Annotated in this window: 18 protein-coding genes; 14 read left to right on the forward strand and 4 right to left on the reverse strand. The window is 68.0% G+C overall.

All coding sequences use genetic code 11. The features are described 5' to 3' along the window. Positions 1–239 precede the first annotated feature (239 nt). Genes ABZ154_RS15565 through ABZ154_RS15580 form a run of 4 tightly spaced genes read right to left on the reverse strand, consistent with a single transcriptional unit; the run spans position 240 to position 4,584 of the window. Entirely contained in the window at positions 240–1,886 is a 1,647-nt protein-coding gene (locus ABZ154_RS15565; RefSeq protein WP_356832793.1) for a hypothetical protein, read from the reverse strand. Between the two features lie 60 nt (positions 1,887–1,946). Continuing rightward, complete coding sequence (locus ABZ154_RS15570) at positions 1,947–3,194, reverse strand: PBSX family phage terminase large subunit (protein WP_356832795.1); 1,248 nt, start codon at positions 3,192–3,194, stop codon at positions 1,947–1,949. Beyond that, positions 3,191–3,712 (reverse strand): hypothetical protein, encoded by a 522-nt coding sequence (locus ABZ154_RS15575; protein WP_356832797.1) that lies wholly within the window; start codon positions 3,710–3,712, stop codon positions 3,191–3,193. The genes ABZ154_RS15570 and ABZ154_RS15575 overlap by 4 nt, the downstream gene beginning before the upstream one ends. Continuing rightward, positions 3,712–4,584, reverse strand: a complete 873-nt coding sequence (locus tag ABZ154_RS15580; protein ID WP_356832799.1) for a hypothetical protein — start codon at positions 4,582–4,584, stop codon at positions 3,712–3,714. Before ABZ154_RS15580 ends, ABZ154_RS15575 begins: the two co-directional genes overlap by 1 nt. Positions 4,585–4,738: 154 nt before the next feature. Here ABZ154_RS15580 and ABZ154_RS15585 point away from each other — a divergent pair, with 154 nt between their 5' ends. The 14 genes from ABZ154_RS15585 to ABZ154_RS15650 all read left to right on the forward strand — a co-directional run bounded on the left by ABZ154_RS15585 (position 4,739) and on the right by ABZ154_RS15650 (position 17,410). Continuing rightward, positions 4,739–5,521, forward strand: coding sequence for a hypothetical protein (locus ABZ154_RS15585; RefSeq protein ID WP_356832801.1), 783 nt, complete (start codon positions 4,739–4,741; stop codon positions 5,519–5,521). A 20-nt stretch (positions 5,522–5,541) separates the two neighbouring features. Then, a complete protein-coding gene (locus tag ABZ154_RS15590) occupies positions 5,542–6,399 on the forward strand; it encodes a phage capsid protein (protein WP_356832803.1) in 858 nt (285 codons plus the stop codon). Positions 6,400–6,426: 27 nt separating this feature from the next. Beyond that, positions 6,427–6,804: a hypothetical protein gene (locus tag ABZ154_RS15595; protein WP_356832804.1), complete on the forward strand. Its 378-nt coding sequence runs from the start codon at positions 6,427–6,429 to the stop codon at positions 6,802–6,804. Between the two features lies 1 nt (position 6,805). Continuing rightward, positions 6,806–7,393, forward strand: a complete 588-nt coding sequence (locus ABZ154_RS15600; protein WP_356832805.1) for a hypothetical protein — start codon at positions 6,806–6,808, stop codon at positions 7,391–7,393. Positions 7,394–7,396: 3 nt separating this feature from the next. Continuing rightward, a complete protein-coding gene (locus ABZ154_RS15605) occupies positions 7,397–7,768 on the forward strand; it encodes a hypothetical protein (RefSeq protein ID WP_356832807.1) in 372 nt (123 codons plus the stop codon). A 1-nt stretch (position 7,769) separates the two neighbouring features. Beyond that, entirely contained in the window at positions 7,770–8,108 is a 339-nt protein-coding gene (locus ABZ154_RS15610) for a hypothetical protein (protein WP_356832809.1), read from the forward strand. Continuing rightward, entirely contained in the window at positions 8,105–8,434 is a 330-nt protein-coding gene (locus tag ABZ154_RS15615) for an HK97 gp10 family phage protein (protein ID WP_356832811.1), read from the forward strand. Before ABZ154_RS15610 ends, ABZ154_RS15615 begins: the two co-directional genes overlap by 4 nt. Beyond that, positions 8,434–8,628 (forward strand): hypothetical protein, encoded by a 195-nt coding sequence (locus ABZ154_RS15620; protein ID WP_356832813.1) that lies wholly within the window; start codon positions 8,434–8,436, stop codon positions 8,626–8,628. Before ABZ154_RS15615 ends, ABZ154_RS15620 begins: the two co-directional genes overlap by 1 nt. A 2-nt stretch (positions 8,629–8,630) precedes the next feature. Then, entirely contained in the window at positions 8,631–9,062 is a 432-nt protein-coding gene (locus ABZ154_RS15625) for a hypothetical protein (RefSeq protein WP_356832815.1), read from the forward strand. Positions 9,063–9,072: 10 nt separating this feature from the next. Beyond that, entirely contained in the window at positions 9,073–9,657 is a 585-nt protein-coding gene (locus tag ABZ154_RS15630) for a phage tail protein (protein ID WP_356832817.1), read from the forward strand. A 103-nt stretch (positions 9,658–9,760) separates the two neighbouring features. After that, positions 9,761–10,189 carry a hypothetical protein gene (locus ABZ154_RS15635; protein WP_356832819.1) on the forward strand — a complete coding sequence of 143 codons (429 nt, stop codon included), beginning with the start codon at positions 9,761–9,763 and terminating at the stop codon, positions 10,187–10,189. Between the two features lie 35 nt (positions 10,190–10,224). Further along, a complete protein-coding gene (locus ABZ154_RS15640; protein WP_356832821.1) occupies positions 10,225–10,596 on the forward strand; it encodes a hypothetical protein in 372 nt (123 codons plus the stop codon). A 14-nt stretch (positions 10,597–10,610) separates the two neighbouring features. After that, positions 10,611–16,472 (forward strand): peptidoglycan DD-metalloendopeptidase family protein, encoded by a 5,862-nt coding sequence (locus ABZ154_RS15645; RefSeq protein WP_356832823.1) that lies wholly within the window; start codon positions 10,611–10,613, stop codon positions 16,470–16,472. Beyond that, positions 16,472–17,410: a phage tail family protein gene (locus tag ABZ154_RS15650; RefSeq protein WP_356832825.1), complete on the forward strand. Its 939-nt coding sequence runs from the start codon at positions 16,472–16,474 to the stop codon at positions 17,408–17,410. The genes ABZ154_RS15645 and ABZ154_RS15650 overlap by 1 nt, the downstream gene beginning before the upstream one ends. Positions 17,411–17,415 lie beyond the last annotated feature (5 nt).

Below are 17,415 nucleotides of genomic sequence, written 5' to 3' on the forward strand. Positions count from 1 at the left end.
CTGAACCATCAGGCGGGCCGAGGCGTTGGGGCAGGGCGGCAGCGGGAACACTCCATGGAGACCCCGGAGGTGACCATGCCAGGCCAACGACACACCGGCTTCCGCAGTAAGGCGCAGTGGAAGCTGTTCTGGGCCAACCCGCGACTTCGCCGGTACGCCCGAGGTAAGGCCCACGCCACGAAGGGTGGGAAGGTCACCCGCTACCGGCGGCTCCCCGCCCGGCGTAGCGCCCGCCGCCGCTAAGCCGCCAACTCAGGGCGGGAAGCCGCGCCCACCGGCTCCTCCTCGTCCAGGTCCTGCTCCTGGCCCTCGTCGTACCCGGGCTCAACCTCGTCGTCCGGCCGCCCCTCGTTCGGAGCCTCGCCGCCACGGGCGTTGAACGGGTCCCCAGCCGGTGTCGCCGCCGCCTTGTCGTCCCGGATCCGCCGCACCTCCGCCAACACCTCCGCCTCATCCCACGACGGCTCCCGCATCTTCACCTTCATGTACGTCGAGATCGCCCCAGCCGCATCCAGCAGCGACAACGAACGCGCGGTCGCCTCCGGGTCCGGCTGCACCGCCTGCGGCCAGCTCGCGGTCAACTCCGCCGCCGGATCCACACCCTTCGCCCCGCAATGCGTCACGTCGACCATCATCATCGTCGTCAGCACCTCCAGCAGCGCCGGCCGCTGATACAGGATCTTCAGACCCCGGGTCGTCAACGACTCTTCCTTGCGGGCCGCGACCTCCGTCGCCGTCACCGCCACCGAGCCCTCCTCGCCATACGACTGGGCGGAGTAGCCGGCCGACGCCAGGATCTGACGGCGCAACGCCTTCGTCGTCCGCTCGTGCTCCTCGACCCGGATCTTGAACTGGATCTCGGTGATTGAGTCCTTCATCGTCTCCGCACCGATCAGACCACCCAGCGCGACGACGACCTCCCTGTCCAGGTCGAACGTCGCCCCCGAGCCAGCGCCGTCCGTTTCGAGCATCGACTGCGGCACCACGACCTTCGCCTTACCGAGCCGCAGATCACGCATCCAGGACGTCCAGGACTCATCCAGGGCGTCCATCATCGGCTCGATGCCCGCATAGTCGCTGCGGCCGAGCGGCGCCGTGTTCGGCACCCCGTCCCACACACGGTTCGGCAGCACGTTCGGCAGATGCGTGATCAGCAGCCGGTCGACCTTCGTCGCCTGACGGCCCTTGCTGTCAGTGCGCTTCACCAGAAACTCAGTCTCATGATGGTCGGCGAAGTCCATCAGCATGCCCAAGGTGGCGTGGTCGCCCTTGTACACCCCGTACTCGATCGCCCCCGGGGTGTGGTACTCCAGCAGCCGCCACACGGCGTCCTCCGCCGGCTCCAGCTCACGCCACACCGTCGCCGCCGAAAGCATGCCCCACGTCCACTCCGGGACCACCGCCGTCGCCGGGATCACGTCCAGCCACGGGCGCGGACGCAACTCCACATCCCACACCACCCGCACAAAAACGTTCGACAGCCCAGCGGCCAACTCGGCGGCTTCCCGGAACTTGGCGTGGCCGCGGTCGTCCAGATAGCGGCCGATCTGGGCCTGGGTGGTCTTCGCCAGGTCGCTTGTCGTTGAGTCCACGTCGACCGTCACCGTCGGGACGTCCGACCACAGCAGGTTTGCGCTCATCTCCGCAATGTCCCCGCCGATCGGCACATGCAGCTTCGCCGCCTGCTGGCCCGGAGACGGCTCCTGCCCCCAGAACATCCGCAGCTCATCCCCACCCACCGCACGACGCTGGTCCGTCTCGAAGAACGCGCGCGCCACACCGTTCCGGGTGTAGCTCGCCGGCCCCCCGTACACCTGAGCCAAATGCCCGGTGTCGCCCGAATACCAGGCACGCCACATATCCATATCAGCGTGCGGGATCTCCAACTGCGGAGGCGGCCACGGAGTGTTCCCAGACGGAGGCAGCGGCATGACAGATCCTTTCGGTCAGGCGGCCAGGGCGAGCTGGCGCTGCCACAGGGCACGGGTAGTAAATAGGGCATAGCGGGCCGAGTCGATTCCATGATCAGCAACCTTGATGGGCTTGTCCTCGCCCTTCTCAGCCGCCTTGTCATCCCAGGCATAGCCAGGCATCTCGGCAATCAGCCCCTTGCACGACGAATGAACAAGGAGCCTCCCCGACGCCAAAAGGCTCGCCATCGTGCGGATCCCGTCCAGGACATCGTTCTTCGCCGGCGTCGGCGTCAGCTTGTCCCGGCGCAGCTGTGCGCTGAAGCTCGCCGCGGACGGGTCGACTGTCACGAACTGCGGGCGCACCGGGCCGATCCCCGGGACGTCACTGAGCCAGCCGCGCATCCGCTCGGAATACTCAATGTCCGTCAACTGGCGGCGCTGCTGCCGGCCGTCGTACCGCCACTCCGACGCCACGTACAGGCGCCGGTTGCTTCCCAGGCCCAGCAGCGTGGCGTGGAATGGGTTCGTTTGCCCGTAGTCCACGCCAACGCTGATCCACCGGTGCATTTTCGGCAGCTCGTCGACGACGTGGCGTTCCTCGTCCCACATGTCGAAGACGGAGCCCTCGGCCGCGATCCATTCGCCGAGGACGAAGCGCCTGAACCAGAGGCCGACGAACTCGGCGCGGATTGCGTCCGTGTACTCGGTGGCAAGGGACGGGTTGTCGTCCAGGGTGAAGTGCCAGTAGCGGAGGCCCAGCTCGTCGCGGCGGTCGATGAAGTCCCGCTTCAGCCAGTGTGCGGGGCTCCCGGGGTTGGTGCTGGCAAAAAGCTTCGCCCCAGGAACGGACATTCGACCCAAAAGTTGCGTCCAGAACTGTTGTGGGACAAGCGTCGCTTCATCGACAAGAGCCCCAGCGCAGGTCATACCGCGCAAACGCTCCTCGGCCCGGATGTCATTCGCACCAATGACCCGAACCGAACGCCCCAAAATAGTCGCAGTCGGTGCGCCCCGCGTGTAATGCACATGCTGCGCAAGAGACCCGAACAGGGCGGGATCCTGCAACGGGATGAACACGTTCGAGGCCGCAGTGTTCGTGGTCTTCGCGACCACCACCAGCTCGCCACCAAGAGGCGCCGTCGCCACGTACATCAACCAACGCAGCAAGGTGGAAATCGTCTTACCGGCACGGATAGACCCGGAAGCGATGTTGATCCGCGCGTTGCTGTTCGCGACGAAGTCCAACTGCTTCCGGGACATCCCGAGCTCGGCTGTTGTCACGTGGTGGTCTCGCTGCTGTTGTCACCGTTCTCGTTGACGAGGGCGCTGATCCCCTGGGCGAGCTTCCCGATCATGGACTTGGCGTCGTCGGCTCCGCCGCTGTTGGCCTCTGCGGGGGCGAGCTTGAGTGACTTGTCGACGGCTATGCCGACGGTGCTCATGAGTGAGCGCTTGTCGGCGGGCGGCGGCTCGTCGACGGGCTCCTTGGTGAAAATGTTCTGCGCCCCGCCGAACGCGTACACGAACGTCGGCTCCCACAACTTCGTCCGGAGGCGTTCGGCGTCGCTGGTGAGCTCTTCGGCGAGAATGCTGCGCCGCTCCGCAAGGTCCGCGAGCCGGGCCGCGGTCGCGGCCTGGATCGCCGTCCGGTCGAACGTCAGCCCAAGGTGCGCCGCGGTGCGGGATACGCAGCCGGTGGCTATGCCCATCTCGCGGGCGATGACGTTCCGTCCCTTGCCTTCGGCGTGGAGGTCCCGGAGCTCATCCCAACGGTCCTCGGCCATCACTCCATGGGGCATCAGGCCCCCCTTTCAGTTCGTGCGTACTGGCGCAGCAGAGCCGGCAGCCTTGTGCCGTCGACACGCCAGGTGGGGGAGTAGGGGATGGTCCAGCACCGGCAGGACGGGTGCAGCGGGGGCCCTTTGGGTGCGGTGGCGAACACGGTGCGCCGCGGATCGAGGGAGAGGGCGGCGGGGAACCGCCGGCCGGCGATGACACTGAGTCCGGCGTAGGCGGCACAGGCTGCGCAGGCCCCGGGTTCGGCGACCCAGAGGAGCCGGGTGGCGGGGCCGATCGCGCGGGCAACAGCAGCGGCGGCGTGTGCGGCGGCACTGGTGACGGCGACGGCAGCGTGCCGGGCGATGCGGGTGATCGCACGCCGGGCCCGGTTGAACACCCCGGTGACGCCCGAGTATCCGAGGGCGGTGAGGCTTGCCGTGGTGAGGAGCGCCAGCGCGTGCCCGTGCTCTTCCTCAACAGCGGCGGGTACGGCGTCGGCTGCTGCGGCGGCGTCGGGTCCGATGACGGGCTGGACGGGCGGCGTCGGGGTTTCCCGCATGGCGGCTGCGAGCGCGGACGCTTGCCGGGCGCTGAGCTGCGCCGAGCTGTAGGCGGCAATCCGGATGGTGTCGGCCGCCAACTTGCCCTTGCCGCGGAACGCTTCGGTGAGCAGTTGCTTGATGGCCTTGATGAGCAGGTCCAGGGCGCCGGGTGACGGCAGGGTTTGCCGGTCGGTGGCGTGGACCCACTGCCGGGTCGCCGCGGTCTGTGCTGCCGCGAGGGCCTGGGCGAGGGGCTGCCCAGCGTCGCGGGCGGCTTGTTGTTCGATGCGGCGGATGACGGCGGACTGGTGCCGTGCCGCTGCTGCGATTTGGTTGCTGTTGGCTGCCACCACCCACCCCCTTGATCCTTGGATTCTAAGGACATCTTGCGCTATGACCTTTGATTGTGCAGCATTGTGGTGGGTTCAGGGTTAGCATCTGGGCTAACACGCCAGCGGACAAGGCGCCGCCAACCGCGTGTAGGCCGCCCAAGGAGGCACCGAGATGAGCACCCCCGCCCCCGCCACACCCGAGGGAACGACACCGGACCCCGGCACCCAGCCGGCCACCCCGCCCGCACCCCCGGCCGCACCGACTCCGCCAGATCCGGCCGCACCCGCCGCACCTACCGAGCCGGCTGAGCCCGCCACCGAAACCAAGGGGAAGTCCCCGACGTTCGAAGGCGACTTCGACCCGGCGAAGTTCCAGAAGCTCGTCGAGAACCTCCGTGGCGACGTCGAAGCCGAGAAGGCCAAGCGAACCGCCGCAGAGCAGAAGGCCAAGGACGACCAGGCCGCCTTCATGAAGAAGGTCGCTGTGGCGTTCGGCATCGAGAGCGACGAGAAGAAGCCACCCACCCCCGAAGAGCTCGCCAAGCAACTGACCGAGGCCCAGAACGAGACCAAGGCGTTTCGTGACGCGGCCCGTCAGGCGCAGGTAGAGAGCGCCGTGCACCGGAAGGCTGCACTTCTCGGCGCCGACCCGGAAGCCCTGCTGGACTCACGGGCTTTCGAAAAGGCCCTCGGCTACCTCGACCCCAGCGCCGACGACTTCACCTCCGCCATGGAGGAAGCGGTCAAGCAGGCACTGAAGGCGAACCCAAAGCTCGCGGCCAAGGCGCCGCAGCCGAAGGAGCCGGAGCCCACCCCCGCAGGTGGCGCGCCGATGGACGGGGCCGGGAACGGCAAGCGGCAGCTGGGTGCAGCAGACGCGGCACGCATGACCCCCGACGAGATCACCAAGGCCACCAAGGAGGGGCGTTTCAACGCCTACCTCGGCAGTGGCTGATGCCTCCCTAGGAGCCTCCGTTGTCCATCAACAACTTCAAGCCGGAGATCTGGAGCAACCTGACGCTCACGGCGCTCCGTAGCAGCCTCGTGTACGCGCAGCCGCAGCTCGTGAACACCAACTACCAGGGAGAGATCACCTCCCAGGGGCAGTCGGTGCACATCACGACGATCGGCGACCCGACGATCTTCGACTACGCGTCCGGCGACACCATCAACTACGAGGACGTCGAGACCGCAGGCACCGACCTCGTCATCGACCAGGGCAAGGCCTTCGCGTTCAAGATCGACGACGTGGACAAGGCGCAGGCCCTCGTGTCGCCGATGCAGGAGATGGCACAGAACGCCGCCTACGGTCTCCGCGACAAGGCCGACGCCTACGTCGCCTCCCTGTACACCGGGGTCGCCGCAGCGAACACCCTCGGCTCCACCGGCGCCCCGATCAACACGTACACCACGGCGACCGACGCCTACAACAAGGTGCTCGTCCCGCTCCGCACGAAGCTGAACCGGGCCAACGTCCCCTCCGAGGGCCGGTACCTGGTCGGCTCCCCGGAGTTCATCGGCTCTCTTCTCTCCGACGACCGGTTCATCCGCGCCGACGCCTCCGGCACCACCGAGGGTCTCCGCAACGGTTTCGTGGGTCGGGCCGCCGGATTCGACATCCTCGAATCCAACAACACCCCCAACCCGACCGGTGACATCCAGGTCGTCCAGGCCGGCTATCCGGGTGCGATCACCTACGCCGAGCAGATCCTGGAGACCGAGGCGCTGCGCCTCCAGTCGACGATCGCCGACGCGATCCGTGGTCTCCACGTGTACGGCGCGAAGCTCCTGCGGCCCACCGGGATCGCGGTCGCGTTCATCGACCCCGCGTAACCCTTCGATCCGACCCGGGAGACTCCCATGCCTCGCACCGCAGTTCCGTACACCTCGTTCGTCCCGAACGGTGCGCTCGCCGACCCGGCGGGTACCACGATCGACGCCACCCTCGTCACGAACGGGGTCGTCATCAACAACGTCGACCCCGAACGCACCCTCATCCGCGTCACCAACAGCGCCGGCACGGACAAGGTCGTCACCGTCAAGGCCGGTACCGGCACCCAGGCGTGGATGGGCGGCCAGGGCGACAGCGCCACCACCGTGGCGGCGACGTCTGGGCGTCAGTTCATCGGCCCGTTCACGTCCGCCCGGTTCCAGCAGAAGGGCTCGAAGCTGTACGTCGACTTCGCGTCCGGCACCACCGGCACAATCACCGTGTTCAAGCTCCCGAAGGCGTACTGACATGGGGGCCCGCGAGTACCAGGGAGCAGGTGGGCTTCGGCTCCACCTGGATGACCCGCCGTCCGGGGAGATGGCCAAGCAGGTCGCCCGCGGCCACCTGGTCCCCGTCTCCGGCAGCGCCCCGGACGTCCCGGACGGCGACAAGTCGCTCGTCGTCGTTGACGGTGCTGAGGCGACCACGGCGGACCGTATCGGCACGAAGCCCCCGGTGGGAGAGAAGCCGGGCGATGGCGGCACGGCGAAGGAGTGGGCAACCTACGCGGTCACCCTCGGTCTCCTCGCCGACCATGCCTACTCCCTGACGCTGACCCAGCTCCAGGAGTGGGTGGCCGCCCACGAGGACGCTCTCGGCGTGGGCACCCCGGCGCCGGTTCCGAACCTGGCCCCGGAGTCGCCGGCCACGCCCGCCACCGAGGTGCCCGATCGGCCTGCGGGGAATGCGAAGGTCGCCGACTGGCGGGAGTACGCCATCGCCCTCGGCATGGACCCGGACCAGGCGAAGGACGCCACCAAGCAGGAGTGCCAGGACTACGCCCAGGTCGTCGAGGACTCCCGCGAGACCGCCGTCGACCCCGAGGGCCAGGAGTAGCCGGTGCCCTACGCGACCGTCCCCGATCTCGCGGCGTGGCTGGCCCCCGAGCCTGCCCCGCCGAACGCTGTGCGTCTGCTGACGTTGGCGTCGCAGCGTGTCGACCGCGCCCTGCTGGGGGCTTGGTACGACGCGGAGGACGCCGACGTCGTGGAGGTGCTGCGGCAGGCGACGGTCCAGCAGGTGCATTGGATGCTGGAGCGCGGGGATGAGACCGAGTCGCAGTCGGATCTTGCGTCGCAGTCGACGGGGATCAGGTCGTACTCGAAGCGCCCGTTGCGGGATGGGGAGCAGCCGCAGCGGCTCGCCTCGTCCGTCGGTGACCTGCTGCGCACCTGCGGCTTGTTCCGGTTCGATCCGCTGGTGGTGGGCTGATATGCCGGGCCACATCGGACGCCAGACGATCGTGCTCGTTGATGCACCGCTGGTCAACGGGGACTACAACACCGAGGTGAGGGACTGGGCTCACGCCACCCGCACCCCTGTGTACGGGTGCACCGTCGACTACTCGTCGTCGTCGGAGTCGAAGGAAGCCAAGGACCAGACGGTCACCACCGCCCAGCTGTTCATGCCGCGCCGTGCCCCGAGGGTGTCGGAGTGGCAGCGCGTGGAGTGGGACGGCCGCACCTGGGAGGTCGACGGCGTTCCCAAGGACGTTCAGGAGGCCGGTCCGCTGTCGGGGCAGACGGTGCGGCTGCTGGAGGTGGCCGGATGACCAACATCCGTATCGACGTCGATGAGGACGCCATCGCCGGGCTGGTGCTTCATCCCGATGTTCAGGCCGACATGGCGGCCCGCGGGGACGCAGTCGTCGGGGTGGCCAAGGCTGCTGCCCCGGTCGACACCGGGCTGTACCGGGCCACGATCCACCGCGTCGAACGCCCGGACCCGGACACGGGGGCAGTGCACGTGGACGCCCCGGTCCACTACGCGATCTACGTGGAGTTCGGCACCCGGCAGACCGACCGGAACGGCCGCCGCATCCATCTGCCCCGGCACGTGCTGGGCAACGCTCTCGACGCCGCAGGAGGCGACCACTGATGTCCGACACCGTGAAGATGAAGCTCACGTTCCCCCGGGGCAAGCAGCTCCCCGGCGAGATCGTCGACGTCGCGGCCGACGAGGTCCACCGCTGGAAGGGCTACGCCGAGCCGGTCAAGAACGACCAGAAGACCGAGGACGCCGCCAAGGCGCAGACCACGGGCAGCCAGCCGCAGAAGGCCGCAGGCAAGTAGCGATGGCCGCGCTGCTGGTCCTCCCTGACGGCAAGAAGGTCGCCATCGACCTTCTCAGCCTCGCCATGCCCAACGCCTATGTGGCGTCGAAGCTTCCCGAGGGCAAGGCGCTCAACGCCGTGCTTCCGGCGGTCAGGGTCTTGAGGATCGGCGGCACCAGCACCATGCGTGGCTGGTCCGACCCCGCCACAACCGACCGGCCGAGGCTCAACTTCGACTGCTTCGCCGCGGACGAGGGTGCGGCCATGCGCCTCGCACTCCGGGTGTGTGCCGAGTGGGAGCTCCTCCCCAACCAGTCCACGGAGGACGGCATCGTCAGCGGGATCTCGCAGGAGACCGGCCCGCAAGACCGACCAGAAGAGCCCAACACCGGCATCGCACGCGTCGGCATGATCCTGGGGATGAGCGTCCGCCCACCCCTCCCGAACAGCTAGGAGGCCCGTCGTGGGCGACTCAACCAACATCATCGTCGGCACAGCGGGCAAGGCGTATGCCGCCCCCGTCGGCACTACTTTCCCCGTCGGACCCGAAGTCGCCTGGCCTGCTGGTTTCAGTGACATGGGTTTCATCACCCCGGACGGTCTCGAAGAGGCCCTGGCGGAGGAGCGGACCCAGCTCGACGCGTGGGGTGAGGACGCGCCCGTCGTCGACCTCGCGAAGAAGAGGACGCAGACGTTCAAGCTCGTCTTCCGGGAGACGACCGCCCAGCTGCTGTCCCTGTACTACCAGGTGCAGATGGACAACATGACGTCCACCGCTGCGGTGGTCGAACCGGCGGCGAAGCAGTTCCTCAGCTTCGGGTCGGGCAGCACCCAGGACACGGTGGAGATCGCCCTGGGTCTGGATGTCATCTACGGAGGTAAGCGCCACCGCATCATGATCGCCCGCTGCGGTGTGTCCGACCGGGGCGCCCGCAAGCACTCGGCCGACGACAGCTCGAACTACGAGCTCACGTTCACCGCCCTCAGTGCCCCGGGTGGCGCCCAGTCCGTCCAGCACATGATCACCGAGGTCACCCTCCCCGCCTGACCCTCCGACTGGTGATCCGTCGCGCCCAATCCCTGGCGGGGGCGGCACGACGGATCACCTGCAAAGCCCCCGCCTGCCCCCGCCTGAGTAAGGAACCCGGACCATGTCCAAGCCGAACCGCAAGGTCATCAAGCTCCAGGAGATGCGCGCCCAGATCGCCCAGAAGGCCGGGGTCAAGCACGTCGACCTCGTCTTCGAGGTTCCCGGCGACACCGAGTACGAGGTCGAGGAGCGCCGCTGCTCGTTCCTCACCCAGGACTACTGGCCCCTCGCCGTCGTCAAGGCCGTCGAAGCGGACGGCGACAACAACAACCTCAGCATCCTCCGCAAGATCGCCACCCCGCCCGAGGCGTTCGACCAGCTCGTCGAAGTCGCCCAGCTCACCGTCGGCGAACTCACCGAACTCCTCAAGGAGATCAACGGGGAGGCGGGCACCGACACGGGGGAAGACTCCGGCTCCTCCAGGTCCTCCAAGAGCACCCAGGAGCCCTCCGAGCCGACATCCAGCGGTACTACCCCGGTCGCCGCCTAGACGAGTTCTGGGCCATGTCCTGGGGCGAAGGGTCCATGAACTGGGCTGAACTCCGGGACCTGGTCGAACACCTGCCAGAGGACTCCGCCACCAAAGCGGCAGCGGCAGGGGACGTCGACGGAAGGCGGTGGACGCAGAACACCTACATCCAGGCCGCCCACTACAACGCACTCCTCCTCATGATCCGCATCCTGTGGGCCGCCCACCTCAAGGGCGAACCGCCGGACATGCCGCCCGTCGAATCACCGGCCACGGAGGTCGACGAGCAGCAAGCCGAACTCGAAGCCGCCGGTGCGGCGTACAGCGAGGCGCTCCTCAACCAGTACTCACCCGGCACCACCCAGACCGACCAGGCGGAAGTCGACCACTGGGAACGCAAAATCCGCGAACTCGAAGCAGCACGGTAAGAGGGGAGGGCAGCATGGCCGAGCCGACACTCGTCGGATCCACCCGGGTCTCCGTCATCCCAGACACGACCCGGTTCGGCCCGGTGCTCCTGCGTGAGCTGCCCTCCGCGATCCGTCAGCCCGCCAAGCTCGCCGGCGAAGTCGCCGGTGACCAGATCATTGACGGGATCCGGCGGAAACTGGCTGCCGCCACACCCACCGTCCGGGTCGGTGTCGACCTCCTGACGACGGTGGTTGAGGCCAAGCTGACCAAGCTGACCAAGCCGCGCACGATCAAGCTGACGGCCGAGCTCGACGACAAGGCCGCCACCACCGCCCTGACCCGCCTCACCCGCGACCGCACCGTCAAGGTCCGGGCCGAGCTCGACGACTCTGCGGCCCGCACTGCGCTCGGCAAGCTCACGGACCAGCGCACCGTCAAGATCACAGCGCAGCTCGACGACAAAGCCGCGAAGACAGCCCTCGCCCGCCTCACCGACGAACGCACCGTCCGGATCGTCGCCCAGGTCGATGACACCGCCGCAAAGACTAAGCTCGCCGGGTTCGGGCAGACCACCGTCGACATCGTCGCGAAGATCCAGGACGCCGCGTACAAGCGGGTCGAGAAGGCCCTCGACAAGCTCACCGCCGACCGCTTCGTCCAAATCCGGGCCACCCTCGACACCAGGGTCGCCGCGAACGAGTTGCGCAGCCTCACCCAACGGCAGCGGGTCCGCCTCGGTGTCGACGTCGACACCCGTGTCGCAGCGAACGACCTGGCGAACCTCACCCGCCGGCGCACCGCCCGGGTCGATGCCCGCGCCGTCACCGCCGCGGCGAACACCGCCCTCAACCATGTGGCGCGCGACCGCATCGTCAACATTCGCACCCGGATCCTTGGGCTAGCCGGAATCACGTCGGCGCTCGGGAGCTTCGGCGGCAGCGGCGGCAACGCATCCGCCCAGGCCGGGATCCTCTCCGGCCGAATAGCGAAGATCGCCGCAGCCGCGCTCCTTGCCACACCACAGCTGGCCGCGATGGGCCAGTCCATCGCCCAGATGGGGCCACTCGCCGCCGTCGCCGCACCCGCCATCCTCACCCTCGCCACCGCATTCGGTGCGATCAAGCTCGGTACATCCGGGGTCGGCGACGCCATCAAGGCCGCGTTCAACCCGGCCCCGGCCGAGGCCAAGGCCGCGGTGACTGCTGCCCGGCAGGTCGAGTCCGCGCAACGCTCCCTTGCCAACGCTCAGCGCGGTGTCGCCGACGCTGAACGGAACCTGTCCGAAGCGCAGCGCACCGCCCGCCAAGCACAGCAGGAACTGTCCGGCGCCCGACGCCAAGCCACCCGCGACCTGGAGGACATGAACCGGAGCCTCCGCCAAGGCGCCCTGGACCAGAAGCAAGCCGCACTCGACATTGAGCAGGCCGAGCTCGACCTCCAGAAGACCAGGTCCGACCCCACCGCGACACAGCTCCAAATCCAGCAGGCCGACCTCGCCCTGAAGAAGGCCAAGGCGTCGGCGGAGGAGCAAGCGCGGCAGCAGAAGCGCCGCCAGGTCGACACCGCCGCCGCGAACAAGGCCGGGGTGTCCGGGTCGGACGCTGTGGTGCAGGCGCAGGAACGGATCCGGGCAGCGAGTCTGCAAGTCGCCGACCAGGAGCGTGGGCTTGCGGACGCGCACCGGGCTGTCGCCGACGCCGCGCGGGCAGTAGCGGACTCCCAGCAGACCGCCGCCACCCAAACCACCAAGCTCAACGACGCCGTCTCGAAGCTCAGCCCGAACGCCCGCGGGTTCGTCGCCATCCTCCAGGAGATGGCGCCCGCCTGGCGGGCCATGAAACTCGACGTCCAGGACGCACTTTTCGCCGGGCTCGGCACCCGCCTCCAGACCGTCGGCAGTCTCATTCTGCCCACCGTCCGGGCCGGCCTCGTCGGGGCCGCCGCCGAACTCGGCAACATGGCGAAGAACGCGCTCACCGCCGTCGAAAATTTGGAACGCACTGGGCAGCTCAAGGGCACCTTCGATGTCATCCGCAACGGGCTCGGCAACCTGAACCGGGTCCCCGGACAGATCCTCACCGCCCTGTCCCAGCTCACCATCGGAGCCGGACCGGCGTGGGACCGCATCACCAACGGGGCCACCGAAGCCCTAGACACAGCCATCGCCAAGCTCGCCAAGGGACTGGAGAGCGGCGGCCTCCAAGACGCCATCAGCGCCGCCCTCGATGTCGCCGTGTCTTTCGGTGGGGTCCTGGCCGACATCGGCGGGATCATCCAAAACGTCTTCGGGGCCGCAGCTGCGGGTGGTGGCGACTTCTTCGCCGTCGTCGGCGCCGCCCTGGAGGAGATCCGCAGGGTCACCGCCCTGCCCGAGGTGCAAGCCGCACTGAAGGCGATCTTCTCTGCCGTCCAGGCTGTCGCCGGGCTCCTCGCCGGCGCGCTGGGTGATGCCCTTCAGGCGGTGCTGCCTGTCCTCGCAGCTTTGGCACCGTCAGTGACCGCGGTGGCGAAGCTGCTGGGGCCCGCCATCGGTGACCTGTTCAAGACCCTCGGTGAGGCCTTGCTCCCGGTCGCCCAGGCGCTCGGCCCGGTGCTTGTCGTCGCGGCGCAGGCCATCATCGGCCTGGTCGAGGCGGTGTCGCCATTGCTGCCGGTCCTCGGGAAGCTGATCGCTGACCTGCTGCCGCTTGTCATCCCGATCTTCGACATGCTGATCAGCGTCTTCAACGACCTCGTACCCGTGGTCACGCAGATCGCCGGGATGCTCGGCCCGATCCTCTCCCCGATCATCGAGGGCCTGTCTGCGGTCATAGCCGAGCTGGCCGGCCAGTACGCGACCGCATTCATGCGAGTGTTGCAGGCGCTGCTGCCGATCATCCCGATGCTCGTGCCGCCGCTGATGCAGCTCGGCCAGTCGATCGGCGACATCCTCCTCGCCCTCGCCCCGCTGCTGCCTCAGCTGGCGCTGCTGGGGACCGAGTTCCTGATCCAGCTGCTGCCCGCGATCATGCCGCTGCTGCCGCCGCTGATCGAGTTCTCGATGCTGATGACGCAGCTCGCGACCGCGATCATCCTGAAGGTCGTCATCCCGGCGCTGAAGCTGTTCATCAAGTCGATGACCAACCTTCGCAAGGACATCCAGCCCGGTGTCGACGCGGTGAAGTGGCTCACCGAAGCCATCGCGAAGGCGTTCCGCTGGTTGTACGACATCCTCCTCGGGCACAGCATCATCCCCGACATCGTCAACGGGGCGATCCGCTGGTTCACGGACCTGCGGAACAAGGCGCTCCTGATCTTCAACGCGATCAAGACGAAGGTGTCCGACGCGTGGTCCGACCTCTGGACGAACATCAAATCCACCGCCACTGACGCCTGGGGTTCCGTCCGCCGCGGCTTCGACAACTTCGCCGAGAAGCTGTCCGGCGCGTTCGAGACGTTGAAGAGGGGCCTCGGGAAGATCTGGGCCGGGCTGAAGGACTTGGTGAAGGCGCCGATCAAGTTCTGGATCGACGTCGTCTACAACAAGGGCATCGTCGCCGTCTGGAACAAGACCGCAGCGAAGATCCCCGGGGTTGAAGACCTCAAGCCGATGTCCATGCCGAAGGGTTTCGCCCGAGGCGGGATCCTCCCCGGCCAGTCCTCCTACCGGCAGGGCGACGACCAACTCGTCCCCATGCGCCGCGGCGAAGGCGTCTACGTCTCCGAGGCCATGCAGGACCCCTACGAGCGGGCCCGACTCCACGCCGTCAACCAGGCCGCTATGCGCGGCCAATCCCTGCGCGCGTTCCGTGGGTTCGCTGAGGGCGGCATCTTCTCCGGCATCACCAGCGCCGTCGGCAGCGTCCTGACCAAGGGCGCCGACGTCGCCCGCGGTGGCCTCGCCGACCTCGCCGAGTCCGCTCTCTCCCCGGTCAAGAAGGGCATCACCAAAACCCTCGGGAAGAACACCAACACCTGGCCCGGCATGATCGGGCAGGCACCCATCGGGCTCATCAACCGAGTCGTCGACTACATCCGCGGCAAGGACATCCTGGAGTCCACCGGCCAGTGGCTGAAGCCGGTCGACGCCCCGTATGGGACCCCGTTCGGGAAGCCCGGCCTGATGTGGTCCTCCGGCCGTCACACCGGTCTGGACTTCCCTGCGAAGACCGGGACGAGCATTCGGGCGGTCGACAACGGGCAGGTCCGCACCGCCACTTCCGGCGGCCCGTATGGGCAGCACATCGAGATCAACCACGGGTCGGGCCTGTCGTCCCTGTACGCGCACATGTCGGCGATGGTCGCCAAAGCCACCGAAGGCGTCACCCGCGGGCAGGTCATCGGGAAAGTCGGGGCGACCGGCAACACCACCGGCCCCCACCTCCACCTCGAAGCACGACAGGGCGGCAAAACCGTCGACCCGATGCGCTACCTCGAAGGCGGCACCGGGGGCGACGCGGGCGCCGGCGTCGAACGCTTCCGCGGTGTCGTCACCCAGGCCCTCGGACAGGTCGGGCAGTCCCTCAGCCTGGTCAACACCACGCTGCGCCGCATGAACCAGGAGTCCGGCGGCAACACCCGGGCGGTCAACCGCAACGACATCAACTGGATCAACGGCACCCCGTCCGTCGGCCTGATGCAGGTCATCGAGCCCACGTTCAACGCCTACGCCGGGAAGTACCGCAAGACCGGGCCCAAGCTGTACGGGGTGTCCGTCGACCCGATGGCAAACATCTACGCGTCGATGAAGTACGCGCTCAGCCGGTACGGGTCCCTGCCTGCGGCGTACAACCGGATCGGCGGGTACGCCCAGGGCGGCATCGTCGGCGGCGGGGTGCAGATCAGCACGGGGCTGCGCCGCGGCGGGTACGCCACCGGCGGCATCATCAAGGTCGGTGGGAAGAGCATCGACACCGGGCCCATCGCGGCCAGCGTCGGCGCCGGATTCCTCAAGGCCCTATCCGGGACCGCGTCCGCGATCAGTACCGCCATGACCCAGGTCGCCACCGCGGTGAAGAACGCCTTCAAGGGCGTCAAGACGACCTTGGATGACCGGCTCATCAAATCCCTGAACGCCCAGAGCAAAACACTCCAGAACCTGGCGGCCAAACGGGACGCGCTCACCGCGAAGATCGCCGCCGCGAGGACGTTCGCCACCGAAACCACCGCGTCCGCCTCCTCCTTCGCCTCCCTCACCGGCCTCCCCAACTCCGGCCTGCCGTTCGGTGCGGACGGCATCCTCAACGGGCTCAAGGTCCGCCTCGGCCAGCTCCAGACGTTCTCCAAGAACATCATCACGCTGGGCAAGCGCGGCCTGTCGAAGGCGTTCATCGGGCAGCTCATCTCCGCCGGCCCCGACCAGGCCGCACCGTATGCCGCCGCGCTGGTGAAGGCGACCGGTGCGCAGCTCAAGTCCATCAACGCGACCCAGGTGCAGATCGGGAAAGCGGCCACCGCCTACGGGCAGTCCGCCGCCGACGTCATGTACGACGCCGGGGCCATGTCCGGCAAGGGGTACCTGGCCGGGCTGAAGGCCCAGGAAGCGGCGATCGTCAAGGCGATGGTCGACCTGGCGAAGAAGATCCAGAAGACCATCAAGGTCGAACTGAAAATCAAGTCACCGTCTCAAGTCCTCGCCGCGCTCGGCCGGTTCACCGGGCTTGGCTTCGCCCGCGGTGTCCGCGACACCATCCCGCAGGCCGCAGCCGCAGCCGCCACCATGGCCCGCACCGTCCGGTCCACCGCAGCGGCCACCGTTGCCCGCACCGAGACCCGGACCGTCAACAACACCACCGGTGACCGGGTCCTCAACTACAACGCGCACACGACCGAGGTCGCCTCACGGCGCAGCATCCTCGACGCGCTTGACGCCCAGGACATGCTCCACCGCCCCGCCATGATCGGAGCTAACTGATGCCGATTCTGGTCGCCTCATCGACTCCCCCGGTTGAGCAGCAGCCGCCGTGGGAGTGGCCGCAACGCCTCGTCGAAATGCCGCTCCTGTCGTTCACCGACCCGGCAGGGGTGACGACGCTCCTCACGGACTGGGAGCACGGCTGGGTAGTCCAGCCCGGCGCCAAGGGGCTGGACATGCCGTCCTACGCCTTCGCGAAGGACGAGTCGCCGGGCATCGATGGGTACGAGGTGCGGCAGGTCCGCGCCGAAGGCAAGACGATCACCCTGCCGGTCGCGTTCTGGGCCAACGACAGCCGCGCCGCCTACAAGACCCGCCGCCGCACACTCATCCGTTCTCTCAACCCCAAGAGAGGCCAGGGGACTCTCACCCTCACCGAGCCAGACGGGGCGCAGCGCAGCATCGGAGTCCGCTACGAGGGCGGCATGGAAGGCGATGAGTCCCTCGATACTGCTGGTCGCCGCTGGTGCATCACAGCGCTGGTGTTCGCCGTACCGTCCCCGTACTGGACTGGGGGAGAGGTCACTCACGCGTGGCGGACGGACCTGGGCGGGGACTTCTTCCCGTTCCTGCCGCTCGTCGTCGGCGACTCCCAGGTGCTCGGTGCGGTCACCGTCGACAACGACGGCGACGACGACGCCTTCCCCGTCTGGACGATTACCGGCCCGGCGACCTCGGTCACTCTCACCAACGTCACGACCGGGCAGACCCTCGTCCTGACCCGCACCATCACCGGCGCCGACACCATCGTCATCGACACCCGGGAACGCAGGCAAACCGCCCTCCTCAACGGGGTCACGAACCTGTGGCCCAACCTCGGCGACTCCTCTCTGTGGCCGCTGGAGACCGGCATCAACGAGCTCACGTTGACGGTCGCCGGGTCCACCTCCACCACCGAGGTCCGCATGACGTACCAGCCCCGCTACCTGGCCGCCTGAGAGGA

This window comes from Streptomyces sp. NPDC006261, from assembly GCF_040613515.1.
In the GTDB taxonomy this organism is placed as follows: domain Bacteria; phylum Actinomycetota; class Actinomycetes; order Streptomycetales; family Streptomycetaceae; genus Streptomyces.